The organism is Duodenibacillus massiliensis, from assembly GCF_900128485.1.
GTDB lineage: Bacteria > Pseudomonadota > Gammaproteobacteria > Burkholderiales > Burkholderiaceae_F > Duodenibacillus > Duodenibacillus massiliensis.
The window spans coordinates 267,994-292,496 of sequence record NZ_LT635860.1 but is presented as its reverse complement, the minus strand read 5'-3'; the positions used below and the strand labels follow the sequence as shown (position 1 = coordinate 292,496).

General features: G+C 56.4%; 22 protein-coding genes. 10 read left to right on the top strand and 12 right to left on the bottom strand.

All coding sequences use genetic code 11. The features are described from left to right. Positions 1-830: 830 nt before the first annotated feature. Genes BQ7486_RS06890 through BQ7486_RS06875 form a run of 4 tightly spaced genes read right to left on the bottom strand, consistent with a single transcriptional unit; the run spans position 831 to position 4,715 of the window. Positions 831-1,676, bottom strand: coding sequence for a class I SAM-dependent methyltransferase (locus tag BQ7486_RS06890; RefSeq protein ID WP_074009469.1), 846 nt, complete (start codon positions 1,674-1,676; stop codon positions 831-833). 13 nt (positions 1,677-1,689) lie between these two features. Then, positions 1,690-2,481 (bottom strand): ABC transporter ATP-binding protein, encoded by a 792-nt coding sequence (locus BQ7486_RS06885; protein ID WP_074009468.1) that lies wholly within the window; start codon positions 2,479-2,481, stop codon positions 1,690-1,692. Beyond that, complete coding sequence (locus BQ7486_RS06880; protein ID WP_074009467.1) at positions 2,478-3,581, bottom strand: FecCD family ABC transporter permease; 1,104 nt, start codon at positions 3,579-3,581, stop codon at positions 2,478-2,480. Before BQ7486_RS06880 ends, BQ7486_RS06885 begins: the two co-directional genes overlap by 4 nt. Beyond that, positions 3,582-4,715 carry an ABC transporter substrate-binding protein gene (locus BQ7486_RS06875; RefSeq protein WP_074009466.1) on the bottom strand — a complete coding sequence of 378 codons (1,134 nt, stop codon included), beginning with the start codon at positions 4,713-4,715 and terminating at the stop codon, positions 3,582-3,584. 1,174 nt (positions 4,716-5,889) lie between these two features. On the opposite strand from BQ7486_RS06875, the gene BQ7486_RS06870 reads away from it, so the two are divergent. Beyond that, on the top strand, positions 5,890-7,692 hold the full coding sequence (locus BQ7486_RS06870) for a C69 family dipeptidase (protein WP_074009465.1): 1,803 nt from the start codon (positions 5,890-5,892) through the stop codon (positions 7,690-7,692). A 153-nt stretch (positions 7,693-7,845) separates the two neighbouring features. On the opposite strand, the gene BQ7486_RS06865 is transcribed toward BQ7486_RS06870, so the two are convergent. The 4 genes from BQ7486_RS06865 to BQ7486_RS11700 form a co-directional block, all read right to left on the bottom strand. Continuing rightward, the gene (locus tag BQ7486_RS06865) at positions 7,846-8,178 is read right to left on the bottom strand and encodes a hypothetical protein (protein WP_143183084.1); all 333 of its coding nucleotides are present in this window, start codon (positions 8,176-8,178) and stop codon (positions 7,846-7,848) included. 498 nt (positions 8,179-8,676) lie between these two features. After that, positions 8,677-9,318, bottom strand: a complete 642-nt coding sequence (locus BQ7486_RS06860; RefSeq protein WP_235836765.1) for a DDE-type integrase/transposase/recombinase — start codon at positions 9,316-9,318, stop codon at positions 8,677-8,679. A 16-nt stretch (positions 9,319-9,334) separates the two neighbouring features. Next, positions 9,335-9,691 carry a COG3415 family protein gene (locus BQ7486_RS12235; protein ID WP_235836770.1) on the bottom strand — a complete coding sequence of 119 codons (357 nt, stop codon included), beginning with the start codon at positions 9,689-9,691 and terminating at the stop codon, positions 9,335-9,337. Positions 9,692-9,761: 70 nt separating this feature from the next. Next, positions 9,762-10,277 carry a hypothetical protein gene (locus BQ7486_RS11700; RefSeq protein ID WP_074009463.1) on the bottom strand — a complete coding sequence of 172 codons (516 nt, stop codon included), beginning with the start codon at positions 10,275-10,277 and terminating at the stop codon, positions 9,762-9,764. A gap of 65 nt (positions 10,278-10,342) precedes the next feature. On the opposite strand from BQ7486_RS11700, the gene BQ7486_RS06850 reads away from it, so the two are divergent. Next, on the top strand, positions 10,343-10,573 hold the full coding sequence (locus BQ7486_RS06850) for a helix-turn-helix transcriptional regulator (protein ID WP_074009462.1): 231 nt from the start codon (positions 10,343-10,345) through the stop codon (positions 10,571-10,573). 9 nt (positions 10,574-10,582) lie between these two features. Here the strand turns inward: BQ7486_RS06850 and BQ7486_RS06845 are convergent, their stop codons facing one another. Together BQ7486_RS06845 and BQ7486_RS06840 are read right to left on the bottom strand one after the other, a co-directional pair. Further along, positions 10,583-11,182 (bottom strand): 3'-5' exonuclease, encoded by a 600-nt coding sequence (locus tag BQ7486_RS06845; protein WP_074009461.1) that lies wholly within the window; start codon positions 11,180-11,182, stop codon positions 10,583-10,585. A gap of 2 nt (positions 11,183-11,184) precedes the next feature. Beyond that, complete coding sequence (locus BQ7486_RS06840) at positions 11,185-13,371, bottom strand: DEAD/DEAH box helicase (protein WP_084765759.1); 2,187 nt, start codon at positions 13,369-13,371, stop codon at positions 11,185-11,187. Between the two features lie 150 nt (positions 13,372-13,521). Here BQ7486_RS06840 and tnpA point away from each other — a divergent pair, with 150 nt between their 5' ends. After that, positions 13,522-13,935, top strand: coding sequence for an IS200/IS605 family transposase (tnpA, locus tag BQ7486_RS06835; protein ID WP_074009459.1), 414 nt, complete (start codon positions 13,522-13,524; stop codon positions 13,933-13,935). A 109-nt stretch (positions 13,936-14,044) separates the two neighbouring features. After that, on the top strand, positions 14,045-15,112 hold the full coding sequence (locus BQ7486_RS06830; RefSeq protein ID WP_235836729.1) for an RNA-guided endonuclease InsQ/TnpB family protein: 1,068 nt from the start codon (positions 14,045-14,047) through the stop codon (positions 15,110-15,112). A gap of 50 nt (positions 15,113-15,162) precedes the next feature. Here BQ7486_RS06830 and BQ7486_RS06825 read toward each other — a convergent pair whose 3' ends face one another. Next, positions 15,163-15,501, bottom strand: coding sequence for a hypothetical protein (locus tag BQ7486_RS06825; protein WP_074009458.1), 339 nt, complete (start codon positions 15,499-15,501; stop codon positions 15,163-15,165). A 98-nt stretch (positions 15,502-15,599) separates the two neighbouring features. Then, positions 15,600-18,143, bottom strand: a complete 2,544-nt coding sequence (locus BQ7486_RS06820; RefSeq protein WP_074009457.1) for a molybdopterin-dependent oxidoreductase — start codon at positions 18,141-18,143, stop codon at positions 15,600-15,602. Positions 18,144-18,814: 671 nt separating this feature from the next. Here BQ7486_RS06820 and BQ7486_RS06810 point away from each other — a divergent pair. The 6 genes from BQ7486_RS06810 to BQ7486_RS06785 all read left to right on the top strand — a co-directional run bounded on the left by BQ7486_RS06810 (position 18,815) and on the right by BQ7486_RS06785 (position 24,441). Next, positions 18,815-19,846 (top strand): FecCD family ABC transporter permease, encoded by a 1,032-nt coding sequence (locus BQ7486_RS06810; RefSeq protein ID WP_074009455.1) that lies wholly within the window; start codon positions 18,815-18,817, stop codon positions 19,844-19,846. Continuing rightward, positions 19,846-20,628, top strand: a complete 783-nt coding sequence (locus tag BQ7486_RS06805; RefSeq protein WP_074009454.1) for an ABC transporter ATP-binding protein — start codon at positions 19,846-19,848, stop codon at positions 20,626-20,628. The genes BQ7486_RS06810 and BQ7486_RS06805 overlap by 1 nt, the downstream gene beginning before the upstream one ends. 11 nt (positions 20,629-20,639) lie before the next feature. Continuing rightward, positions 20,640-21,389, top strand: a complete 750-nt coding sequence (locus BQ7486_RS06800) for a class I SAM-dependent methyltransferase (RefSeq protein ID WP_074009453.1) — start codon at positions 20,640-20,642, stop codon at positions 21,387-21,389. 15 nt (positions 21,390-21,404) lie between these two features. Next, a complete protein-coding gene (locus BQ7486_RS06795) occupies positions 21,405-22,568 on the top strand; it encodes an ABC transporter substrate-binding protein (protein ID WP_074009452.1) in 1,164 nt (387 codons plus the stop codon). Between the two features lie 131 nt (positions 22,569-22,699). Then, positions 22,700-23,656, top strand: coding sequence for an autotransporter domain-containing protein (locus tag BQ7486_RS06790; protein WP_162272247.1), 957 nt, complete (start codon positions 22,700-22,702; stop codon positions 23,654-23,656). 104 nt (positions 23,657-23,760) lie between these two features. After that, positions 23,761-24,441: an NUDIX hydrolase gene (locus tag BQ7486_RS06785; RefSeq protein ID WP_074009450.1), complete on the top strand. Its 681-nt coding sequence runs from the start codon at positions 23,761-23,763 to the stop codon at positions 24,439-24,441. The last annotated feature ends 62 nt before the right edge of the window (positions 24,442-24,503 follow it).

The window sequence follows — 24,503 nt, the reverse complement described above, 5'->3', positions numbered from 1 at the left end:
GCCCTTGGGCATCGCGGCCGTCAGCTTCCATGCTTCAGTGCTTTTCATGGCGCGCACGCGTTTCTTTGCCGTTCCGAGAACAGCATTGAAGAGCTGGCGTGCATCGGAGAAGTAGGTCTCCAGCGCACTTTCCTGATCCTCTCCGGTTTTCAGGCCCAGCTCAATGACAAAGGACGGGGTGCGCGATTTCATAGCGGCTGAATATACCTTAAGCGAAAACTATGTGCATGGTTTGGCTGCGTTTGGGCCAAGATTAAAAAAATTTCGAAAGCCCGCATTCCTCCCGGGGCTCAAGCCCCGGGCTTCCTGCGGGAAATTCTGTGAAGGCAAGTGTGCAGCTTCATGAATGCTTCCAATTAGAGAATGGGCTCCAATGGCCTACCGAAACAGTGCGGATGCAGTACTCCACGGCGTTTGTGTCGGGCGACAGAGGCGCGTCATCCAGAGGACGGCAAATGTCTTCGCAGTGCTTCTCGTCGATTACTGAGTGCAGATGCCGCAGAAAATACTTATTGGCCTTGATGTGCCAAAGGCATACTATTTGCCGCAGTCTGGGCAAAGGCTTTTGCCGTGACAATGTTGGGTAGGGTATCGGCTTTCGGTTACCCGGAAGAAGCCATCATGGCCTGGAACACTCTCACGATGGCAACAAGATACATGCGGGTTGCTCCATCAGTATCAGGTGGAATGAAAAGGTACCGCTGGACATTTGCATCACGAGTGACTGATGTGGCGTCTTCGCGAGCAATCGGCGCATGAAAATATTGTCTGCGTTCAATGGGAGTGGCGCGTTTTTTCGACGTAAATTTCCGAAGTTAAGTATTTCACGCTTACCACCGTTCGGACTCCTTTCCGAGGACTCTATTTTCGATAGGAATCTCAATTGTCATCAGCGTAAGCGATTCCCGGGTATCCAGCGTGCCGTCCGTACTCCGCTTTTCAAAGGCGCCCCGAATTTCTTGACACAGTTCGTCCGTGAGACGGATACGCAACGCCAAGCGACGTAAACAAAAATCGGCAACCTGTTGCCAGGGGCGCTGCGCTTCGCCCCACTGTGCATCGCGATAGTGCAAGTACGGTCTGCGGCCGGTTTTGAGTAAATAGCCGACAGCATCAAACATACGGGCGTCGTTCCATGTAGCGCCGGCGCCAGCAATGTCAAAGGCGAGTTTCATCCAACGGTGCTTTCGGTCGATGAAGTTTTCAACGAAAACCCGTTGAGTGGCGCAGCCGATCAGTTTTTCCAGGTTTTGCAAAGAATCAATTGCGGGCGTCAGGCGCGCCACCGCCACGTCAAAGGAGCTTTGTAAGCCCGACGTTTCAATGTCCGCCTTCGACCAATCAACGACGGAAAACCTGCAGTTCGGGCAATTTTCTGCAAGAGCTCGTTGCTGGGCACGCTCGATCATCTCCTCGGAAACATCGAAACCGACGACGTCGTGCACGCGGGCGGCCATCGCAACGGAATAAATGCCGGGGCCGCAGCCCAAATCCAACAACCGGACTTCGGGCGAAAGAACGCCGGAAGCGACAAGAATTCTCAAAAAACCGTCGTCTTCAAACCGTGCGGTCGGAGCTCGTGAATAGCGCTCGGCTTCGGCATTCCAAAGTTCGCGATGACCGTAACCGCGCGTGTTGATTTCGCTCGCCTTGACAATCGATTCCCCTTGTCTCATCCCTTGTCTCCTTTCATCGCACAAAAGACCTGCTGTTTCCCACAAGAGCCAAACGCTGCTCGTCGACGTCACACAGGCGAATTTCTATGCCATACGTCCGATGCAAATGTTCCTCGGACAGTTCGTCGGCAATCACGCTTGTCACGACGCCCCCGCGGTCAATCAAAACGAACCGGGAGCAAAACCGCAATGCGGCGTTGATGTCGTGGCTCACCATCAAGACGATTGTGCCGCGCTCTCGCGCGTAGCGTGAGACGTAAGAGAGCGTCTCGACTTGGTTTCCGAGGTCCAGACTTGCCGTCGGCTCATCCAAAAGCAAAACGTCGGTTTGCTGCACAATGGCTCGCGCGAGCATCACCTTTTGCGCTTCGCCGCCGCTCAGCGTCTTGGCACTGCGATCAGCCCAGGAAGCAATTCCCAGATCGTGCAGGACGCGCTCGACCGCCTCGTGATCCTCCAGTGAAGGCCCGGAATAGAAATACGGCAGTCGCCCCAGCAAAACCGTGTCATAAACGCTTGCGCCCGATGTTTCAAAGTGCTGTGCGACGTATCCAACGCGTCTGGCTCGTTCGCGTCTCGGAAGCTTCAGAAGGTCCTCACCTTTCAAAAAAACATTTCCCGAATGCGGTTGCAAAATACCGCCGATGCAATTCAACAGTGTGCTCTTGCCCGTACCGTTGTTGCCCAGAATAGCCGTCACCGAACCCGCCGGCACATCAAAGCCGACGTTCGCCCAGAGCTGTCGTTTGCCGAAGGCAAAACTCAGATTGCGGATCTGAAGCAAAGTATCGGTGTCGCCGTTCATTTGACCCATCCGTCGGCCTTAAAGATCATGTAGAGAAACACCGGGGCGCCGAGAAACGACGTGATGGCGCCGATGGGCAAAACCGCTGGCGGCACAATAAAGCGCGAGAGAACTTCCGCTCCCATAAGAAGCACGGCACCGCAAAACACGCTTGAAATCAAAAGATACCTATGGTTGCTTCCCGTAAAGCGGCGGGCAAGATGCGGCGCAATGAGCCCCACAAATCCGATCGTTCCGACAAAGGCCACCGCAAGGGAACTCAGAAGGCACGAGACAAGCATTCCGACGATCAGAACGACGTTCACCGGAACGCCCAGACTCTTTGCCGTATAAGTGCCGTTGGCAAGCGCGTTGTAGTTCCAGGCATTGCGGTAGAAGTACACAAAGGCAACCGCCAAGGCCGCCGCCATCGCCCCGATCTGTGTCCAACCTGTTCGGCCCAGATCGCCGAACGTCCAGTAGACGATCGAGGCAACTTTGATGTCGTCAGCAAAGTACTGGATGATGGCCGTGCCGCCGGTGAACATCGCTCCCAGCGCGATGCCGCTCAAAATCATCGTGGCCGAGGAAATGCGCGTGACAAGCGAAAGCGCCAGAATCACCGCGCCGCTTGCCACCCCGAATACAAAAGCAAACACCGTCACAACGGCCGGTGACGTCACGGTAAGCGCGGCGCCGAGATTGCCGTCGGTACCGATCCCCGCATGAAAGAAGGTGATGGCCAGCGCCGCACCGAACGCCGCCCCTTGGCTCACACCGAGCGTAGAAGCCGAGGCCAGCGGATTGCGTAGCACGTTTTGCATCACGGCGCCGGCCAGAGCAAGCGCCGCACCGACTACCGTGGCCGTGGCCGTACGCGGCAGGCGCACGTTGTAGCAAATCACTTCGGAAGCCTTGGAAGCCTGCCCCAAAAGCACATCAATCGGCACCGTCCATTCGATCCCCTTGATGCTTGCGGTCAAAGCAAGGTAGAAAACACAAACGAAAGCCGCGACAAAGACGAGCGGACGCAGGCGTTCGGCAAAGAGACGCTCCTTACGAAGCGCCGCAAAGGTCTTCTCGCCTGCATATTCAGCTGTCAGTGCGGCGTTCTTTGTCATTTAAAGTCCCGGAAAGGCGATCTTTCCGTAGGGCTGCCCCAATGCAGCCATACGGTCATACCAACCGCGGCCGTTAAAGAAAGTCACGATTTCATTGAATCGAACGGCAAAGTCAACGTCTGCAAACTGCTTCCGGAAAAGAACCGTTCCGGCGTAGTAGGCGTTGGCTAGACTGTAGGCGATGTTGGTTGAATATTGGTTGTAGGACGGCATCGCGTAGACGTTGCCCGTTTTGACGGCCTTGAGCGACGCAAAGTAGTCACGCTTGCTCTTGGCTTCTTCCGCTACGATCGACAAATTGCCCGGATCCAGAAAAATCAAATCCGGATCCTGTTGCAACACGAACTCGAGATCGGTTTCGTAGAAGCCTTCTCTGTCGGGTCGGTCGGAAATGCTGCGCGCCCCCAAGACCGCAAGCGGTCCGAATCGGCTGTATGTGCCGGCAAAGCCGTGCGCTCCGGAAAAAGTCACCGCGCCCGGATAAACGGTCGGCCCCGTGTCGCCGCCTCTGTTCTGAACACGGCGCTGCAAATCGGCTTGGACGTTTTCAATGAAGTCGACAATGGCCTTGGCGCGTTCTTCGCGCCCCAGCACGGTGCCTGCCAATTGAACGGCTTTGAGGAAACTGTCGTTGACAAGGCCCTGACTGAGGTAATAGACGGAAATCACCGGGATGCTGGTCTCTCTGGCCAGTTGTTCGGCCGCTTCCGGCGCATATCCAGTCAGAATCACATCAGGCTCAAGCGCCAAAATAGCTTCGGGGTTGGCCGTGTAACCCGTGCCGCCTCCTTTTCCGATCACAGGCAAGGACTTGAAGCGATCGTGGTGAGCATACGCGTAGTCGCGCTTGGGATCGTTTTTGTAGCGCAGATCGGACGATTCGATGCCGACGAGCCTATCCAATGCTCCAAGATAGGAAGCTACTCGTAACGCTCCGCTGCCGGTGCAGACAAAGCGCTTTACTTCGGAAGGAACCTTAACGGTCCGACCATGCAGGTCCTTGACTGTACGGAAGACATTGACCTCGCCTGAAGCAGCATGAGCTTGCGATGCTCCCAAAAGAAACGTCGGCATAAGAGCTAGACCCGTTGCTAAAACGATGCGGCGACGTTGCGAGTCAATCAGAGTGTACATGTCTGCAACCTCCTGGAAACATCTAAAACCGTATGAGGAATTTTTATTTCGTAATACTACTAAATCGATTGATGGTTATTTAACCCCCATTAGTAGTAGTTTTTCTAAGTATTTTGTCACTGCTGTCCAAAATAGACTCTGCTATAGAATTACGAGCATATATTGATTTTTAAGTAAAAGTTTTCATTGAAAACTTCAGGTCTATTTTGGAGGGCTAGTTTTGCTTTCGTAATACTTTCAGGGCTCCAGCCAGTGTCTAAAAAGGGAATAACACCCCCTTTCCCCCGGGACTCGTAAGTTCGGCGGTTGGGGGTGAGAACAGTGGCTCGGAGGGAGGATGGCGCCCGAATATAGGCTCTGCTGTCCAAGTAATCACCCAGTGGAAAACAGTTCCTGTTGTGCTGGGGCGTTAACCAGAATTACGGCTTGATCGGGGGCATTAAGCCAGTCTTCGATGAGTCGGAAGCTCAACAAGTTAAGCCGGAGGTTGTGAATCAGGTTGCTGAAGCGAGGATGTAAGGTTTTCAGTGCTCAGTATCGCTTCAAGTGTGATCCCCGTGAAAGCAGGCGGGGTATGTGCGGTGTTTTCCATGTTCATCACGGTCGTTGCGCCCTCCTGAGTTCCTCTTCCCATTCCGTGGGTACCAAAACTCAGACAGGTTTCTTATGTTTTCTGCGCCATGCGACTTTGTGTCTACGGCACCGTACTCCTATAAATTTGGCCCTTCGTCAGGTACTGCCCTGCTTACTATGACCGTTGCTGACTACTCACGGCAAGCTTTACTCCGACAATGCTGTTGCATTGAAGTCCGTGAGTCCTCCTCGGGTAAGAACGCGTTCTTTCCCACCATGTGCCTGCTGCATTTACACCTCGGATTCCGTGTAGCTTCGGGCTTCATCTTGTTTGGCAGACTTACCCATCTTCAAATGCCTTATGCAGTTTCTGTACGTCAGGTCAGTGGTTTGCCTCCAGCTTCCTTCAGATCCCGCCTCGCGGCGGACACCCTTGCTCTTGGCTATGTGCTTGGTGCTACCCCCTGCACTCGGGACTTTCACCCGTTAGAACGCGCTCATGCCGAGCGCACTAAAAAGAGCGCTGTTTTTTCAGCGCTCATGCAAAATTCAGGTTAGGATACACGGCACGTTTGTTTTAATTCCTCAGGAGGAATGAATCATGAAAAAGACCAATCTTTTGCTGGCAGCGGCTTTCTCGATGGCTCTCGGATCAATCGCCATGAACGCCTACGCCTGCTCCACGGTCGTGGTCGGCAAGGACGTTTCCGCCACCGGCCAGATCATGATCGGTCACAACGAGGACAATGACCTCCGCATCGTCACGAGCCAGTACTGGGTTCCGGCTGCCGACCACAAGGCCGGCGAACTCATCACATACGAACAGACGACCGCCAAGATTCCTCAGGTTGCCCATACGTACGGCTTCTATTGGACGCAGACCCTGCATCCGGACGGGTATTCATTCTCCGACGGCTTCGTCAATGAAAACGGCGTCGCCATCGTGACGAACAACTGCAACAACACGTTCGAAGAAAAGAACCCGGTTGTTGACGGCGGCGTCGGCTACGGCATCCGCCGCCTGCTCGCCGAACGCGCCAAGACGGCCCGCGACGCCGTCGACATCGCCATCGACCTCGTCACGAAGTACGGCTACATTACTGGCGGCCGCACCTACACCGTCGCCGACCGCAACGAAGCCTGGCAGATCATGCTTCTCAAGGGCCATCGCTACATCGCCCGCAAGGTTCAGAACGACGAAGTCACGTACATCGCCAACGCCTTCGCCTTTGACAAGGTCGACGTCAACTCCAAGGACGTCATCATGTCGCCCGACCTGATCGAACATGCGATCAAGACCGGCCACTACAAGCCCGCCAAGGCCGGCGACTACTCCGACTTCTCCTTCCGCAAGGCCTATCAACCGATTGAACGCCGTTCCGCCGACTGGAACAAGGACCGCGCCCAGACTGCTTGGGAAATGCTGATGGGCAAGGAAACGATGGACCAGGAAGCCTTCCCGTACTCCGTGAAGCCGACCAAGAAGCTCACGGTCTCGGACGTCCAGAAGATCGTCTCCGGCCACTGGAAGCGCGAAGCCCGCACGAGCGGCTTCTTCCATCAGTCGATGCGCGACATCTGCAACGTCGGCACGTTCGAATCCGTGGTTTACGAAATGAACTCCGAACCGCTGCTCACGCGCGGCTGGCGCACGTCCGCCCGTCCGTGCCAGACCCCGTACGTTCCGTTCTTCCCGCTCGCCAAGCCTGCCGAAGCCCAGTCCTTCATGACGCCTGAAGTTGCAACGGCCGAGCACTTCCATGCCACGCCGGATCGCTTCGACTTCAAGGCCGACTTCGGTCTCTACACGGCTCTGAAGACCCAGAACCTGGTCGACTATCTTGATGACGGCGCCCGCACCGACCTCCGCAAGGTTATCGACGCCCAGCAGGCCAAGTGGCTTGCGGAAGGCGATTCCGTTCTCAAGACCGCCCAGTATCTTGAAAAGAACGTCTCGCAGGACAAGGCCAAGGCATACCTCCATCAGTATGCGGCCGAAGCCTACAACGTCTCGATCGCGCTTCTTGAAGACGCCTTCCAGAACATGAAGCCACTCAAGATCGAAATTCTCGCCGACACGCTCTCCCTCTCCAAGAAGGACATGGTTGACGTGGTCGTCTTCGGCGAAAAGGGCCTCGATCTCTCCAAGGCCAAGAAGGAAAGCTTCGTCTTCGGCATCACCTATCCTGACCCGAACGTCGACGTGAACCTGAAGCGCGCCAAGGCGACGAAGATGGCTCTCAAGGACGTCAACGGCGACGGCGTGAAGGACCTGGTCCTCACCTTCCCGTCTGACGAAGCCGCCAAGTACGGCTTCGAAGGCGTCAACACCGACCTCTGGCTCTTCGGCGAAATCGACGGCCAGAAGAAGGGCGGCTTCGACCTCGTCCGCATCGTCAAATAACCGCTTGACAGCTGATTAAAGCCCGCCGCAAGACGGGCCTCAATCGACAATCTGCATCAACCAGCCCGGAAAGCCATCAAGTTTTCCGGGCATTCGTTTGCCCGACGGCTCAATTCATCGGGAATTTGCATTTTCAGGCCTGGGCCCAAGGACTTACTTAGCGTTGTCCTCGACCTTCCTGACTTCGTGCGGCGCCGCTTCAGCCGCATGTCGAGCCGCGTTAAGCACATGAGACTGATGGCGAGCCTCAAGAGCCTGAGAGGCGCGCACTGCAGCCGCATCGTCGAAAGCGGCGGCAACCGGCGGAAGCTTCGAGACGACCACCTTGATGGCCTTCAGGGAAAGTCGGATTTCCAGGCTCAGGAAGACCGTCGAGAGCACGATCAACCCGACCGAAGCCAGCAGAAGCGTGCTGTTGAGAATATCGGCGCTCATGCCCGTCGTCTGTGGAATTTCATACACATTGGGACGGTGTATATCGAACATTGGGACACCCCCTTTCTCAAACATTGGGACAGTCCGTTACGGCGCCGAGCGAGTTAAGCTTCGGCGCTTTTTTATTGGAGGAACGCAGGACGACGGCGTATGGACAGCGCAGACTTTTCCACGGCTCTCCCGGCCGCTCACCCTACTAAGTGGGCTGTAGGCCGGGAAAGCGGTGGGAAAGTCGTGTTATCGGTTCAATCAGTCACCTTTAATTCTTGGAATTGCTCCGTACTGTGCTTTATCTCTCATGGAAGGACCGGTAGATGTCAAGTCTTCTTTCCGCTAATTTACAAATTTTTATATGTGTGAGTTCTGAGGGGCTCTGCCCCCTCCGCCTTCGGCGGTTTCCCCCGAGTTTTTTGGGGACCACAAAGATGTGGGCTACAACACCGCATATGACGTCTCTACAATGCGCTGGCACGGATAGGAAAGGTCCGACTCCGTATGACCGCGAAGATGTTAGGTACGGCGCGCGGTGGACTTGCTACAGTGCGCCGTTTACGCATGCGCGACCGGCTGAGCCTCACGCAACTGCCCGTTCTCGGGGTTTAGCCACACCTTGCCTACGGGCTCACAGTTGAGCAGCGCCTCAGGCTTAATCCACCGCTCCGGGCCCTGTTGGCGAGCACGCAACATCGTCTCCCTGCGGCGGCGCAGGATCTCAACGTCCTCACCTCGAAAGCGCGCCCCCGGCGTCACCATACGGATGCCGCAGTGGCGGTGCTTTTCGTTGTAATGCTTTATGAAGTCATCAAGCCACTTCTGAGCGTGCTCAAGGCTTTCAAAGCCATCGCGCGGGTACAGATAGTCGCCGTTGTACTTCAGCGTGCGGAAGAACGATTCCGAGTAGGGATTGTCGTTGCTCACTCGCGGGCGGCTGTGGGAGAGCTTCACGCCGTGGTGAGTGAGCACGCCCTGCGTCTTAGCCGCCTTCATGCTCGCGCCGTTGTCCGAGTGCACGACCAACTGCCCCGGCACGATGCCGTACTCATGAAAGGCGTCCTGCAGGAACTGGGCGGCATAGTCTGCGTTGTCTGCTTCAAAAACCCGAGCGCTGATGACGTAGCGGCTGTAGACGTCCACGATCACGTAGGCGTAGTAAAAGACCCCCGTGTAATGGCTGGTTCGGAAGTATGTGATGTCCCACGTCCAGACCTCATTGGGTTTGTGTACTGCATAGCTTGTAGGCTTGGAGCGTACCTGCCCCCTTTCGCGTGGGCGTGCGTTTACCCAAGAGATCCTGCTCGCGGAAGATGCGATACAGCGTCGACAGGGAGCACCAGTACTCCTGCTTCTCATCGAGCAGCTTGTAAAACGCCTGCGGCAGGCTCAGGTCGGCCACGTCCAGTCGGCAGAACTGTTCCACGATCGTGCTGCGCACCTCATCAGCGATACGGCGCGGGCTTGTGAAGTTCCGGAGATTAAGCCGCCCGTCTCCGTCGGGCGCGTGTTTCCAGTTGCGGTACGTCCTGCCCGTCAGGCCAACAGCCTCACAGGCTTGCTCCTGAAACAATCCCTTGGCGATGCCTTCCTCGATCAGTTCGGTGTATCTGAGGCGATCTTGGGCACTGATCAGCTTTCCTTTACTCCCCAGATCGCCTGCGCTTTTTTGTCAACACCAACAAAGCCGCGGCTTCCGCCAGGGCCTTTTCCTTGCGTTGCAACTCGCGGTTCTGCTGCTTTTGTTCTTCGCTTAGCGCCGTTACCTTGTTGATGAGTTCTTGCTCGCGAGCACGCGCACTGGTCCAGAGTACAACATCATCGTCATGCTGTGCAAGCCAGGTGCTGAAGCGCTTGATTTCGTCCAGGGTGACGCCTTTGGTGCGGCAGAACTTGCAGGCCGCCGGGGACTCAAAGCCGACTTCTTGGCAATACCCTTCGGCGACAAGCGCGGCACGAAAGTTCATGCCTTGAGGTAAGGGGATGGCCTGAGTGCCTTGCCCGCCAGACCGACCATCAGCTTTCAGTTGCCGCAACCAACGATACACGCAGCTTGTCGCGATACTATATTCGCGGTGCGCCTGTTCAACCGTAATCTCCTTGGAAAGGATTCTCCCGAGGATTTGATTTTTCTTTTCGAGCGGATATGGGGTGCCCATTTATCTTCTCTGTGCCCTCCTGATTAGCGATTAGGAAGTATTTTGACAGAGAGGGGAAGGAAGCGATGAGCGAACGCACGCTTACGCGGCCTGTGAAGAGAGAAACGGGGCTGTCGCTTGCGGACTGGATTCTCTCGATCCGACTTTTGGGCGCCGTAAACGACCTCACAAACGGAGAAACCGTCGAAGAAACCGCGTGGAACGCCGACTACGAAACCCCGTCTGCCTTCATCCGGCGGTTCCACCGTCTATTCGGCATGACGCCCGGGCAGTTCCGAAGCGAACAGACTGCGTGACGAGGCGCCTTAACGGCCGCCCGTCGCCGTTGCCAAAATCGCTTCGTAAAGAAGCTCGGTTTCAACCAAGGCATCCGAAATTGCCGAATGCTGCAGTGCCGACGCATTGCGGTCGCGAAGTTCGGTGAGTAGCGCATCGTCCCCGTCGTAATGCAGTCCCAGTCCCTCAATCGTCCGAATGTCCCGCAGCCGCCAATACGTCCAGGGCGGCCGAATCCCCAGCGCTTCAATCTGTGCCCCGAGGTGCCCGAAATCAAAGTCGTGGCTCTTGCCCCAGAAATACGTGGGCTTCACTTCCCGCACGAATCCCAGGAATTTTCCGAAGGGGTTCGCGTCGGGCGTCGCCTCAAACGCTTCCCGTCGAGCTTCTTCGCTTTGTTTGGACCACCAGTCCAGGGTCTTCGGATCGGACTCACCGATGCACTTTTTGGGATCGACCTTCACTTGCCACGTCCGCATCGAAGCCGGAAGCCCCGCAGAACAATCCAAAAATACCGCGCCGATCGACAGTACCGGCGCCGGAACCGTGAGCCCCAGCGTCTCAATGTCCACTATCAGATGCCGGGCCGCGGCATAGGCCGTGCGGCCTTCTCGATTGGTTTCCGCCATGATTACTTCGCCAAAGAAAGGAGTTCCATAATCTCTTCGCGTCCGAGGCGGCTCGACATTTCCGTGCCTTCAAGAAGGGCGTCCGCCAACGATTTTTTCGTCGCGTGAAGTTTCAGAATCTTTTCTTCCACCGTCCCCGCGGCAATCAAGCGGTAAATTGTCACAGGGCGTTCCTGTCCGATGCGGTAAGCGCGGTCGCTCGCCTGATTCTCAATCGCGGGGTTCCACCACGGATCCATGTGAATGACGTAGTCCGCCGCCGTCAAATTCAACCCGGTGCCCCCTGCCTTCAGGCTGATGAGGAACAAGGGCATCTCCCCGTTTTCAAAGGCTTCCACGAGCTTCATACGCTGCGCGGGCGACATCGAGCCGTCAAGGTACAAATACTTGATGCCCTTTTCATCCAATGCTCGGCGGATCAACGCCAAATGGCTCGTAAACTGACTGAAGACCAAGGCACGGTGCCGGTTTTCAATCAATTCGTCCGCCAACTTCAGGAAGGCCTGCGTCTTGGAAGACGGAATCGTGAGCGCCGGATCAATGAGTTCGGCCGAACATGCCGCCTGCCGCAGACGCATCAGGGACGTCAACGCCTGCATGGCATTGATTTCCCCGTTTTCAAGACTCACCTGCGTTTCTTCCCGCAGTTCCTCGTAAAGCGCCTTTTCTTCCGCCGCGAGTTCGACTTTGACGGTCATCTCCGTTTTTTCAGGAAGTTCGTTCAACACGTCGGTCTTCGTGCGGCGCAAAATAAAAGGCGACACAAGGCGCTTTAAAAGGCGTTGCTGCTCGCGGTCTTTATCGCGTTCAATGGGGAGCACGAAGCGATCAGTGAAGCGATTGAAGCTTCCCAATAAGCCCGGCACCGCAATTTCAAAGAGCGCCCAGATTTCCGCCAAGTGGTTCTGCAGCGGCGTCCCGGTAAGCATGATGCGGAAATCGGCCTTCACTTCGGCCGCCGCCTTAAAGGATTTCGTTTCTTTGTTCTTAACGTTGTGCGCTTCGTCAAAAACCACGGTCGTCCACGTCTTTTCGGCCAACGTCTCCACTTCACTCGTGAGAAGCCCGTAAGTCGTAACGACCACCGTTCCCGCCTTCGCTTTTTTTAGAACGTCGGCGCGGTCGCCCGCGTGGTTCAAAATCACCTGCTTCAGGCTCGGCGCAAAACGCGTCAACTCATCGCGCCAATTTAAAAGTACCGACGCGGGTACTACCACCAACTGCGGCCCCTGCGCCGCAATCGTCTGCACGGTTTTCCCGAGCCCCATGTCGTCGGCGAGTACCGCCCCCGCCCCCCAGGCCGCCAAACGCGACATCCAGCGGAAACCGTCTTCTTGATAGTCGCGAAGTTCCGCCGTGAGTCCCGCAGGCACCGGCACGTCAACGTCCGCTGCCTCGTTTACCCGCTCCTGAAGATCTCGGAACGCCTTGTCCGCCTTAATTTCCGCCCCGTTCTTCTCGAGTTCGCCCAAAAGTCCCGTATTGAAAACAGACACCTGAGGCGTTTTGGTGCCGGAGCCGCCTGCGACGCGGTCCAACGCCGCGAGCTGCTTTTTGAGGCTTTCGGTAAGTGCGACGAAATCCCCCTTGCCGAGTTCGATGAAATTGCCCTTCGCTTCACGCACAAGACGCAAGAGTTCCGCCACCTTCAATTTCGTTTTGCCGTCCAAGGCGACGGCCCCTGAAACCTCGAACCAATTTCCCATGCGGTTGACGGAAAGCTGCAGGTCTGCAAACACCAACGCGGCATGCGTCACGCGGAATTTGACGCCTTCTGGCCACTCTACCGTTACGTCCTTCAGACCAAAAACGACGTTTAAGAGTTCAAGGCACCCTTCGGTCGTCACCCGCCAACGCGTCTCATCATCCCGACTGTCGTCCAAGAACGAGAGTTTCTCCATGAGCGACGCAAAGGCCGCCTTTTCCTTTTTGAGGCTGCGCGCAACCTGCACGGGTTTTCCTTCGACGTTGACCGCCAGATATTCGAGGCCCTTTCCCGATTCACAGACCACCGCAGCCCCAGCCGCCGGCCGCACCACCGCACGCACGGCAAAACCGTCGCCCGCGGGCGAAATCTGCAGCGTAATCCGGCTGTCGCCCTTTTGTTTTGCGAGGGCTTCCGAATTTTTCAGCAGTTCGCTCATCACGGGCTTGCGCATCGAGAGGCGCTCCAAAATCGTGGTGAGCATCGGTTCGGCTTCTTTCGGCAGATTCCCAGCTTTTTTGAAGGCGTCGAGGAACTTTCGTTTTTCATAGAATTTCCGCGAGGAAACCTGCGGCTTGAGCCGCAGGAGGAATCGCGGCTGTTTTTATTTTAAAAAATTGGTACCATACGCACTATGCTAAACATCGTTCACAGCAGAAACTGCGTCTATCAGACAGCTTACCATATGGTATGGTGCCCCCAGTACAGGAAATCCGTTCTCAGGGGTGGTGTTGCGCAGTCTCTGCGTGAGTTGCTTGAAAGCATATGCGCTGAAAGAAAGTATGAGATACTTTCTTTGGAGATTCAGCTGGATCACCTGCACCTGTTTGTCAGTTTTCCGCCGTCCGTCAGCATTGCCGACGCGGTGAGAGTATTGAAGGGTGCCAGTGCAAGGATGCTGCTGATGCGGCATCCGGAACTCAAAAATGAACTTTGGGCAGGCCATCTTTGGTCGCCTTCTTACTACGTCGGAACAGCAGGCAGTGTCAGTGCAGAAACGATCAAAAGCTACATCGAAAGGACTGAACACATCCGCGGACGGCGTTAGACGCGTTGAGGGGAGCGGCAAGTGTGTCCGCACAGCCTGCGTTCGGCTGGAACTACTCGATCCGGCAGCACACGAAAAGCTCGCAGCGACACAGAGACTCTATGCGCAGGTGTGTAACTTTGTAGTTCCGACAGTAGCGGCGGACCGCACTAAGAGGCTCTGGCAGCGTTTCACACTGCATCACGCAGTTTATGACAAAATCAAGGCAAAATTTCCGGATCTCGGCAGCCAGTATGCCTGTAACGTCATCCGCTCGGTGTCGGCAGCCTACAAGACGGAGCTTGCCAAGCATCCGGCACAGCTCAAAAGTGAGGACAAGAAGCTCAAGACGCTGGTGTTCAGGCACCCCTCGGTTCACGTCGACAAGAACACGCTGACATTTTTCCCTGACGGCACTGTTTCAATTTCAACCATCAGCGGTCGGATTCGGGCACGTCTGTGCCCCGGCCCTTTTCAAAAAGAGTTGCTGGCTTCGGGAAAGCGTAAGGAGTGCAACCTTGTTCTGCATCCCCGGAGAGGCCGGAAAGAAGCGTTTTGGGAGCTTCACATCGCTGTGGAGTCCCAAGGTTGTTCGGGCGAAGAGCATTTAAAGAATCTGAAAGCCGACGAGATCATGGGTATTGATGTCGGCGAGAACAATATTGCGGCCGTCAGCACGGGCCGTATTTGGAAAGCAGGAGCATTAAAGGATAAAAGAGACCGATATATGAGTCAGAGAAAGCGTCTTCAGCGCAACGGCTCTCAGAGTGCCAGACAGCACCTGAAAAAAGCCTCAGGCCGAGAAAGACGCCATGTGACGCATGTCAATAACGTTGTAAGCAAAGAGATTGTGCAGGAAGCCGCAAAGCGGGGTATCAAGTTAATCGCCCTGGAAGACCTGACGCATATCCGGGATCACATCAAGGCCGGGAAACGCATCAGAAGCCGACTGCACCGCTGGTCTTTCCGTGAGTTGCAGGAGATGATTGTTTACAAAGCGGCAGCCGCTGGAATCCGGTGTGTTTTCCTGGATCCGCGCTATACAAGCCAGACATGCTCACAGTGCGGGGCACCGGGCAAACGCCATAAGCACGGGTTCCGATGCAGCCAATGTGGTCACCTTGCGCACAGCGACTTGAATGCGAGCCGCAACCTGCAGGGTCTGTGCCGACAGCTGTCAGCACAGGGGCTGATGTAAACCAGCCTTATGTTGGGCCGTGTGATGCGGTTACAATAAAGCCCCCGTCTTCAGACGGGGTGTTGTTTACAGCGGCACGTCGTCACATCCGAGGGCCGCATGGCCTTGAGGGCGGCAAACATCGCTTCGGGCGCTATTTTCAGACGCCAACTGCCGCAGTACTCCGACGCAATCTCAACGGAACCTTCCGTGATGAAACCGTCGGCATGCAACTTAACGAGAATATCCTGCCCCTGCAACAACGTCATTCCGAACGATCGAGCCAACTGCCGAAGATTGTCACGCTTCACCTGCCACGGATCCGATACGACCGCAAAGAGAAAATCACGCGCTTTCTGCGGGTAGCCGGCGAGTTTCTTTTCCAGCTTGGCTAAAGATTGGTAGTTCATTGCTTGAAAAGTACAAAAAACGGAGTGCGGAAGGTCTCCCCTCCGGCAACTCCGTTTCAGTCAATGACACCCATTAAACGGGCATCTTGGCCCCTTTTTTAGAGCTTGCGGCGCGGCTGCACGAAAACCGTCACCGGCGGCAATTCGTCCGTCCACTTCGTCACTTCGACGTTACCCGTGGAAGAAACGTTGCCGCGCGCCAATTTCGACGTCGGCTTATCAATCGTGAGAGAGTTGGAATTGCCTTCCACGTCGATGCGTCCCTTCGGGGTTTTCCTCGGATCAAACCACGCGCCGTGCTGCACGACGATGACGCCGGGCTTGACGCGTTCGGTGACGATCGCACCCGCCAACATCGCACCGCGGCGACTCTTTACCAAAACGACGTCGCCGCTCACGATCTTGCGGGATGCGGCATCCTTCGGATTGATCCACACGGGTTCGCGGTCTTCGATCTTGCCGCGCTGACGATTGTTGACGCAGTCCAACTGGCTGTGCATACGGTAGCGACCCTTCGGAGCCATCAGAGCAAGCGGAAAGTCCTTCGTCGCCGAGGCCGTCCCCTCGGCGGGCTTAAAGTACATCGCGTGCCCGCGGCAGTCGTCGTACTTGTACCCGGCAATCTTCGGACTGTAAAGCTGGATAAGGCCGGATTCGGTATTGAGCTTATTCGCCTGGGGATCGGCACGGAATTCTGCAAAGGACACGTACCGGCGTGCTTCTTCCGGCACGTCATAGAGAAGGAAACCCTTTTCCCAGAAGGTCTTGAAGTCGGGCATCGTGATGTCGTACACGTCGCTCATGCCGCGGGCATCGTTGTAGATCTTTTCGATCCACTGCATTTCGGTACGGCCTTCGGTGAATTCCTTTTCAAACCCGAGTTTCTTCGCCAGCTGGCTGTAGATCCAATAGTCGCTGCGGCTTTCGTACTGCGGCTTAATCGCCTGGTGCATCGCCACCACGCCGTCGCAGGAATTGGTGCCGATGACCGAAATATCGTTGTGTTCCAAGAATGTGCACGCCGGGAGCACGATGTCGGCATGGCGCGCCGTCGCCGTCCAAACCACGTCGGTGACGACGACCGTATCGGGCTTTTTCCACGCGCGTTCCAAGCGGAACGTGTCGGGGTGATGCACGAAGGGATTACCGCCCGCCCACATAATCATGCGGAAGTGCGGGTACGTTTCCTTCTTGCCGTCAAAGTCGCGCACGGCGCCCGGGTGTTCGAGCGCATCCGTAATGGCCGCGACGTGCAGCACCTTGCTGCCCTGCCAGGGCTTCACGGGACGGACCGGGGCGACCTTACTCGGAATGCCGCCCACGAAGGGGCCGTTTGCAAGAGGCGCGCCGCCTGAAGAGTAGTGATAGCTCGTACCGAAGCCGCCGCCGGGAAGACCGATCTGCCCCAAGGCCGCCGCCAGAGTGACGAGCATCCAGTGGAACTGTTCGCCGTAATCAATACGCTGGATACCCCAGCCGATCATGAGCATCGTGCGGTGGGCCTTCAAGTCGTGCGCAAGGGCCTTGATGGTTTCGGCCTTGATGCCGGAAATCTTTGCAGCCCATTCCGGGGTTTTCTTGACGCCGTCTTCGTCGCCCATCAGATAGGCGCGGAATTCCTTCCACCCCGCCGTGTACTTATCGAGGAACGCGTGATCGGCTTCGCCCGTCACTTCGAGTTCGTAAATCATGGCGGCCATAACGGCGGTATCGGTACCGGGATTGACGGCCACCCATTCGCTCTTCATGTATTCCGCGGTGTCGTTGTAAACCGGGTTGACGGAGTAGGTCTTCGTACCCTTCTTTTTAAGGGCACGCATGTAGCCCGCGTAGTTATGCAGCGTCGTGTACCAGTCGATGTCGTTCGTCACCAAAGGGTTGCAGCCCCAAAATACGATGCGTTCGCTGTGCTCGATCACGTTGTCCCACGCCGTGCAGCGCGGGTTTCCCGACCCCACCACGTAGGGAAGGATGGTATTCACGGCCGCGGAAGAATAGGAATTGCGCTTTGCGGTAAAGCCGCCCATAAAATTCAGCAGACGGTACTGCAGCGCGCAAGGATCGTTCACGCTCCCCGTGGATTTCCAGCCGTAGCTGGAACCGTAAACGGACGAAGGCCCGTAGGTGTCGTACATGCGGGTCAGTTCTTTGGCGACGAGTTCAAGCGCCTTATCCCAGGAAACTCGCACGAACTTGTCTTCACCGCGCTTTTCCTTACTCTTGGGACCGGACTTCAAATAGCTTTCGCGCACCATCGGGTAGCGGATGCGGGCTTCGCAGTACGGAATTTCCGCAAGGCCCTGAATGTTGGGGCTCGGCGCGTAGTCGTATTCAAAGGGTTTCAATTCCACGACACGACCGCCTTTCACGACCGGGCGCACAATACCCCAGCGGGTGGCGGTGATGGTTTCGCCTTCGTTTAAGTTCGAAACCCCGAAATCAAAAGTACCGCTGTTCGCAACATCGGGTTCAACGTCCGGTACGCGGTCAAACAAGGCCTGCGTTTTTCCCGCAGCGGGATAGTCCGCCTTCACGTCGGGACGGGGCAACTTGGTGTCTTTGGCGTGGGCCGTTCCGACGACGGGGGCCGTCGCCACGGCAGCCGCGCCGGCAAGGAAAGAACGACGAGTAAGTTCTGTCATGATGAATCACCTCTCTTAAAGCGCGAGAGGACTTCCCTACAAGGAATTAACTCCCGCACAAAATGCCCCTGAGGGGGCGTTATTGAGAATTATTCTCACCGTTAATTTCCCTTGCCATCAGGATAAACCGTTATTACTTTCCATGAATACCGCTAAGCAGTTTAGCCAAGTTCCTCCGAGTTTTTCAGGTAAAAAGAATTCTTTGCGGAGTACGACTTCCGACTGACGCCGTAAATCATTTCCCAGCTGACAACGGCAATGCTTGACGGAAATCAGGCTCCGTTTATTTTGGGCGTACGGTGTGCCACGGTGATTCCTTTCGCGCCCTACGGGAGCGCTATTGTCGTCTGGACACAAAAAACCTTACATCCCTAACCAAGTCACCGCCCCACCTAGGAGCTGCGTCCTTTAACCGGAGGTCAATTTCGGCATAACCGTTACGGACAATGTCCGCATCTCGGACGTTGACGGCAATTTCAGCGCCGAGCGCCGCAAGGGCGACGGTAAAAAGTATTAACGCAATTGTTCGGGACATCGTTAGAAACCACTCAAAGACAAACTTCGGCCTTCGTTTGAGGCAATTTGGCACTTTTCCTCTACTTTCGGCGTGTGTGCTTGCGGCGTTAGTTTGGTATGATCTTTTAAAATTTCTTCATACACCGGCTGATTCAATGTCCTGCCATATTCATTACCGTGAACGCCAGCGAAGCAGGCTGCTCCTTACTCTTCTTGCGGCAGCTGCTCTTGCGGCCCTGCTTGTGGCTGATCTTACAACAGGCAGTTCCGGCATGAGCGCCAAAGACGTGATTGCGGCGGTTGCCGCGGGGCCGGCTTCCACTGAACCCAACGCCGTTATTGTCTGGTCACTGCGTCTGCCGATGGCGCTCACGGCTTTGTTGGTCGGTGCTTCTTTATCACTGGCCGGTCTTTCCATTCAGACGATTACGGCCAATGCGCTTGCGAGCCCCTCTACGCTCGGGATCACTTCGGGCGCAAGTTTTGGAGCCGCCATCGCGATCACCGGAGGACTCACGCTTTTCGGCGAGCTCTGGGCCGGTACCATCACTGCGGCCTTTATTGCGGCTCTTGTGATCTGCCTTCTCATTCTTTTTCTCGGAAGGCTCAAAGGGATGTCGCCCGCCACACTGATTCTCGCGGGCATCATCATGAATTTCTTCTTTGTGGCGCTGCAGCAGCTTCTGATTTACCTTGCCTCCCCCGAAACCGCCCAGCTCATCAACGGCTGGACCTTCGGTAATCTCGAGCGCGCGGGGTGGCTTTCCACCGCTGCCGCCGGCGCGGCACTTCTTCTCGGGCTCATTTTTCTGGTGCCCTGCGCCTGGCAGCTTACGAGCCTTTCCGTGGGAGAAGAGCGTGCCAAAAGTTTGGGCGTTCCGGTCGCCCGCCTGCGCGTCATTGTCTTTTCTGCTGCGTCCGTACTGGTTGCGGCTTCCGTTTCCTTCATCGGCACCATTGCCTTTGTGGGGCTGGTTGCTCCCCACTGCGCGAAACTTCTTTTAGGGGACGATCAGCGCTGGCTCATTCCCGGAAGCATCCTTTTCGGGGGCTTCATCATGCTGCTTTCCTCGCTTGTTGCCAAATGGCTCTCCGCCGGGGCAATGCTTCCGATCGGGATTGTGACGTCAATTGCGGGTGTCCCGTTTCTGCTTGTACTTCTTTTAAAGAGCCGGAGGGACTTCTGATGACACTCAGGCTTTCCGTTAAGGACCTCGGTGTTGCCTACTGCGGCCGCCCGATTCTCAAACACGTTACCTTTGACATCGAGGGCGGGACACTTGTGTGCGTGGCGGGCCGAAACGCCGCCGGCAAAACCACCCTTTTAAAGGCCATCGCGGGCATGACGCCGCATACAGGGGCCGTTACGCTTACTGACGGCAGTGAGACCTTCTCTTCCCGCACCGTTGCGTATCTTCCGCAGCTCACCCAGGTTACAAGCCGCCTTACGGTCTTTGAGATTGTGATGCTCGGTCTCGGAAGAAGCCTCTCCTGGCGCGTGACGCCGGACGTCTTTGAAAAGGTTGATCAGACGCTTCACGCCATGCAGATCAGTCCCCTCGCGGATAAACCGGTCGCCTCTCTCTCGGGCGGGCAAAAACAGCTCGTCTTTATGGCGCAGGCTTTTGTCTCCGGACCCAAGGTGCTTCTTCTGGATGAGCCCACGAGCGCCCTTGATATGCGCCATCAGCTCATTGTCATGCAGGCTGCAGTGGATTACGTGAAAAGAACCGGGGCCGTGGCGCTTGCGGTTGTGCACGACCTGATGCTTGCAAGCCGCTTTTCCTCAAAACTGCTGATGATCTGTGATGGCGGCGTAAGGCGCTATGACACGCCCCAAAACGTTCTGACGCCCGAAGAGATGCGCGATATCTACCGCATCGAGGCGGCAGTCGATAAAACCCGTGAAGACTGTGTGGTTGTCATTCCTCAGAAACCGCTCGATGTTGACACCGGGCATCATCACTAATCAAAGACACCATGACGATTCAAAAAGATATTGCGGGGTACTGGGATACCCGCGCCGAAGGCTACAGTCTCAGAACCATTGATGAAATCAAATCCCCGAAGGGGGAAGCCTGGGTTAAGCGCATAAAAGAGCTTCTCACGCTGCCCGCGGGTTCTGCTGTTGCAGATATGGGGTGCGGTGCTGGGTTTCTCGCGCTTGCCGCCGCACGCGCGGGGCTTACGTCCACCGGCTTTGACGCGTCAGAAGGAATGCTTGAAGAAGCACGCGCCAATGCGGAGGCGCTCAGACTGACGGTTCGCTTTCAAAAGGTCGACATTACGCAGACGCATTGTCCTGACAGGTCGTTTGACGCGGTGCTTTCCCGTAACGCCGTCTGGAATCTGCCCGCGCCTGAGGCCGCTCTTCGGGAGTGGTTTCGGATTCTCAAGCCCGGCGGAAAACTCCTTTACGCCGACGGCAACCACTACCGCTATCTGGACGATCCCCTGTGGCTTGCGGCCAAAGAAAAAGCCGATCACTCCTACGGGCACGCAAAGCAGTTCGTGCTCGGCGTGGATACTTCGCCCATGGAAGCGATTGCAAAAACATTGCCGCTTACCCGTGTTTCGCGCCCGGGCTGGGATACGGAAACGTTGCTTGCGGCCGGTTTTGGCCGCGTGACGGTGCTTGAGCCGCAGTGCCTCACCGTGACGGATCCCACCTCCGGAGCGCCCCGCACACTGATTACCGATTTTCTTGTTCTTGCCCAAAAACCGTTGTAAGGGAGACCCTCCGTCATGACAAACCGCCGTTCACTGCTTGCATTTTCTTCTGCCGCAGCCTTTCTGGGGCTTTTGCCCGCCGGGGCTCTCTTTGCGCAAACCGACAGCCTTCCGCCCGCGGGGACCTGGCCGCTTACCTTCAAGGACGTGGCCGGCCGCAGCGTCACTGTGAAAAAGGCACCGCAGCGCATCGTTGTGGCCAACTACATCGCCAACTATCTTCTGGTGGGCGGCGCAGGGGCTCTCACAAAGGTCGTGGGCCTCACGCAGGATCACTGGGAAAGTACGCGCATGGGTGAATACCGGGTGTTTACGAAGGCCTTTCCCACCATCACTGCGATTCCGAGTATCGGCGGCTACCACGATGACATTTTGAATACCGAGCGGATTCTCGCGTTAAAGCCCGATGTGATTCTGATCGGCCGCTCGCAGTTTGCGGCCAACAATCAGCGTATTGCCCTTTTAGAGCGCGTGGGTGTTGCCGTGATCGTCATCGACTACCACGCAATGAAACTGGAAAACCACGTCCTTTCCACCCGTATTCTCGGGCGACTTCTTGAGCGGGATGCTGTGGCCGATAGCCTCATTGACGAATGCATCACGGGTCTCAGCGAAATCACCCGCCGTATTGCGCTTCTGCCGGACGGGCGCAAGCACCGGACGGTTTATATGGAACTCGGCAACCTCGGGCCCGGTCAGTACGGCAATTCCTACAACAGCACCATTCTCTGGGGGGCGATCATCAAGCGGCTCAATGCCGCAGGGATTGCCGAAACGATGCCTGAACCCTACGGGGCCCTGACCCGCGAATTTGTGCTCAGTAAAAACCCGGAAATCGTCATTATCGGGGGAAGCATCTGGGGTAACGACCATGCCGATCAGATGCGGATGGGCTTTACCGTGGCGCGCGAAGATGCCGTGAGGCGCCTTGAGGGCTTTAAACGGCGTCCCTTGTGGGAGAACCTCAGGGCTGTGAAAACCAACGACTTTTACGGGGTGGATCACGGCAGCCTCCGATCCATCACGGACTGGCGCATGACGCAGTTTCTTGCGAAGGTCTTCTATCCGGAGGCTTTTACCGATACCGATCCGGAAAGCGCGATTCTCAAAACCTACCGCGAACGGCTCCCGGAAATCGATCCGAGCGGTACGTTTACATTGTCACTTAAGAAACTCTGAGGCTGCGTAAGGACAGATTTCAGAATTTTCTAAGCCAATGGCGTCATAATCAGCGGCCCGCGTTATCGTCGCGGTGCCGCTAAAATTTGTCCGTTGCAGTTGCTGTTAACGCCTTTTAAATGACTCTTCCCGTGAAATCCATTCTCGCTTGCTCCGCATCTCTTTGTTGCGCTTTGGCTTCGGTCCCGTCCTTTGCCGACACGCACCACGCCTTTGCGGCGGTGACCGCAGCGCAAAAAGACGCCGTTGACCTCACGCGTGACGCAACCGACGCACGCGTGCGGGAAACGCGCCTCTTTACGCGTCATGACGGGGGAAGCGTCTGGTTCGATTTAAACGGGGCGGTCTCTGAAAGTAAGGTCATGGGGGATGACGCGGGCTATAAGAGCCACCTCGGTGCCCTCCATCTCGGCGCGGATATCAAAACCGGAACAGCCCTCTTCGGCGTTGCCTACTCTTACGGCAGAGGCGACATTGACACGACGGGGCTTACAAAGAATCTCGACGGTGAGACGGAATTTTTCGGCGTGCGGATTTTCGGCGAAAAGACCTGGGGGCCTCTCGGCGTGCGAGGGGCTTTAAGCTGGCTGAAGGCTAAGGGCGGCACCGATACGACCACGGGCGAATCACGCAACACGGACGCGGATATTTTCACGGCTGAGGCGGGCGGCGACTTTCTCATCACCGAAGGCGCTGTAAAAGTCCTTGCGCATGCGGACGCAAAAGCCACGAAGATCAATCCCGACAATTTCAGTGACGCGGCGGTTTCCGTGCAGCCCGACAACGCCCTTTACTGGGAATTCCCGGTGGGCGTGACGGTTGCCTCAGAATTTGATGCGGCGGGCTTTACGGTAAAACCTCTTGCCGACATCTCCTTTGTGTCCACCGCGGGCGACAGAGAGACCGTGACGCACCTTCAGGGTGTGACCCACAGCATGCGTTTTGCCGACACCCGCTGCTGGAGAATGGCCTTCGGTGTGGCTGCTCAGGGCGAAAAAGGGAGCCTCGGCCTGACCTACCGGCTTGACCTCGGGGAAAACGACCGCCGCAATCATGCGGTCACACTTGACGGGAAGTACACCTTCTGACCGAAGGCCTCTGACGCTTACGGCTGATGCCGTCTGTCACGAATCTGCCATAAAGCGCTTCTAGGCTTAAACCAAAGCCCGAAGGAAGCGGTTCTTTCGGGCATATGGCTATCGTCCCGGGAGCACATATTTTCCATCCGCAGCCAGATGAAAACGGGCAGCCTCTCACACTCGCCTCGCCTTCGGTTTCAACCGCGCTTTCCACGTGGCTGACGCCCTCCTCGGACGCAACGCTCTCCGTCACGGACGCGGGAGAGCTGCCCGCCTCGCTTTATAACGTTGCTTTTTCCCGACGCCCTCAGACGCCGGCATCGGTTGCTGACTGGAAAAAACTCAACGACCGCATTCAATGTGAGGAACCTGACTATCCCGAAACCCACGGGCTTTTTCTTACCTCAGGCTGCGTCATTCTTGAGCCCGATGATCGTGTCTGGCTCGTGCATCCGAGTAACGCCTTCGCAGGGATCAAAACCACATTTCCCAAGGGGCGGCTTGAGCCGGGGCTCACGTTGGCCGTTAACGCCGTCAAGGAAACTTTTGAAGAATCGGGCCTTTGGGTTGAACCCGTGGCGTGGCTCGCAGACATCCGCCGTACCAAAAGCATCACCCGCTACTACATTGCGCGCCGCACAGCCGGTACACCCCGAGACGCCGGCTGGGAAAGTCAGGCCGTGAGCCTCGTGCCTTTGTCCGGTCTCAGCGCAATGCTTAATATGCCCAACGACCGTAAGGTCCTTCCCTTTCTTTACACCTGGCTTATCCGCCACGGTACGCTTCCCGTTTAAAGGTGAAAACAAACCCGCCCGAGGCAAAACCAACAGGCGGGCTAAGTAACTGTTATTCCGGC

What these genes read in the sequence shown, in the direction of transcription:
- BQ7486_RS06890 (WP_074009469.1), bottom strand. Translation starts at nt 1,676, where the DNA reads ATGAGACAAGGGGAATCGATTGTCAAGGCGAGCGAAATCAACACGCGC.
- BQ7486_RS06885 (WP_074009468.1), bottom strand. Translation starts at nt 2,481, where the DNA reads ATGAACGGCGACACCGATACTTTGCTTCAGATCCGCAATCTGAGTTTT.
- BQ7486_RS06880 (WP_074009467.1), bottom strand. Translation starts at nt 3,581, where the DNA reads ATGACAAAGAACGCCGCACTGACAGCTGAATATGCAGGCGAGAAGACC.
- BQ7486_RS06875 (WP_074009466.1), bottom strand. Translation starts at nt 4,715, where the DNA reads ATGTACACTCTGATTGACTCGCAACGTCGCCGCATCGTTTTAGCAACG.
- BQ7486_RS06870 (WP_074009465.1), top strand. Translation starts at nt 5,890, where the DNA reads ATGAAAAAGACCAATCTTTTGCTGGCAGCGGCTTTCTCGATGGCTCTC.
- BQ7486_RS06865 (WP_143183084.1), bottom strand. Translation starts at nt 8,178, where the DNA reads ATGTTCGATATACACCGTCCCAATGTGTATGAAATTCCACAGACGACG.
- BQ7486_RS11700 (WP_074009463.1), bottom strand. Translation starts at nt 10,277, where the DNA reads ATGGGCACCCCATATCCGCTCGAAAAGAAAAATCAAATCCTCGGGAGA.
- BQ7486_RS06850 (WP_074009462.1), top strand. Translation starts at nt 10,343, where the DNA reads ATGAGCGAACGCACGCTTACGCGGCCTGTGAAGAGAGAAACGGGGCTG.
- BQ7486_RS06845 (WP_074009461.1), bottom strand. Translation starts at nt 11,182, where the DNA reads ATGGCGGAAACCAATCGAGAAGGCCGCACGGCCTATGCCGCGGCCCGG.
- BQ7486_RS06840 (WP_084765759.1), bottom strand. Translation starts at nt 13,371, where the DNA reads ATGCTCACCACGATTTTGGAGCGCCTCTCGATGCGCAAGCCCGTGATG.
- tnpA (WP_074009459.1), top strand. Translation starts at nt 13,522, where the DNA reads ATGCTAAACATCGTTCACAGCAGAAACTGCGTCTATCAGACAGCTTAC.
- BQ7486_RS06825 (WP_074009458.1), bottom strand. Translation starts at nt 15,501, where the DNA reads ATGAACTACCAATCTTTAGCCAAGCTGGAAAAGAAACTCGCCGGCTAC.
- BQ7486_RS06820 (WP_074009457.1), bottom strand. Translation starts at nt 18,143, where the DNA reads ATGACAGAACTTACTCGTCGTTCTTTCCTTGCCGGCGCGGCTGCCGTG.
- BQ7486_RS06810 (WP_074009455.1), top strand. Translation starts at nt 18,815, where the DNA reads ATGTCCTGCCATATTCATTACCGTGAACGCCAGCGAAGCAGGCTGCTC.
- BQ7486_RS06805 (WP_074009454.1), top strand. Translation starts at nt 19,846, where the DNA reads ATGACACTCAGGCTTTCCGTTAAGGACCTCGGTGTTGCCTACTGCGGC.
- BQ7486_RS06800 (WP_074009453.1), top strand. Translation starts at nt 20,640, where the DNA reads ATGACGATTCAAAAAGATATTGCGGGGTACTGGGATACCCGCGCCGAA.
- BQ7486_RS06795 (WP_074009452.1), top strand. Translation starts at nt 21,405, where the DNA reads ATGACAAACCGCCGTTCACTGCTTGCATTTTCTTCTGCCGCAGCCTTT.
- BQ7486_RS06785 (WP_074009450.1), top strand. Translation starts at nt 23,761, where the DNA reads ATGGCTATCGTCCCGGGAGCACATATTTTCCATCCGCAGCCAGATGAA.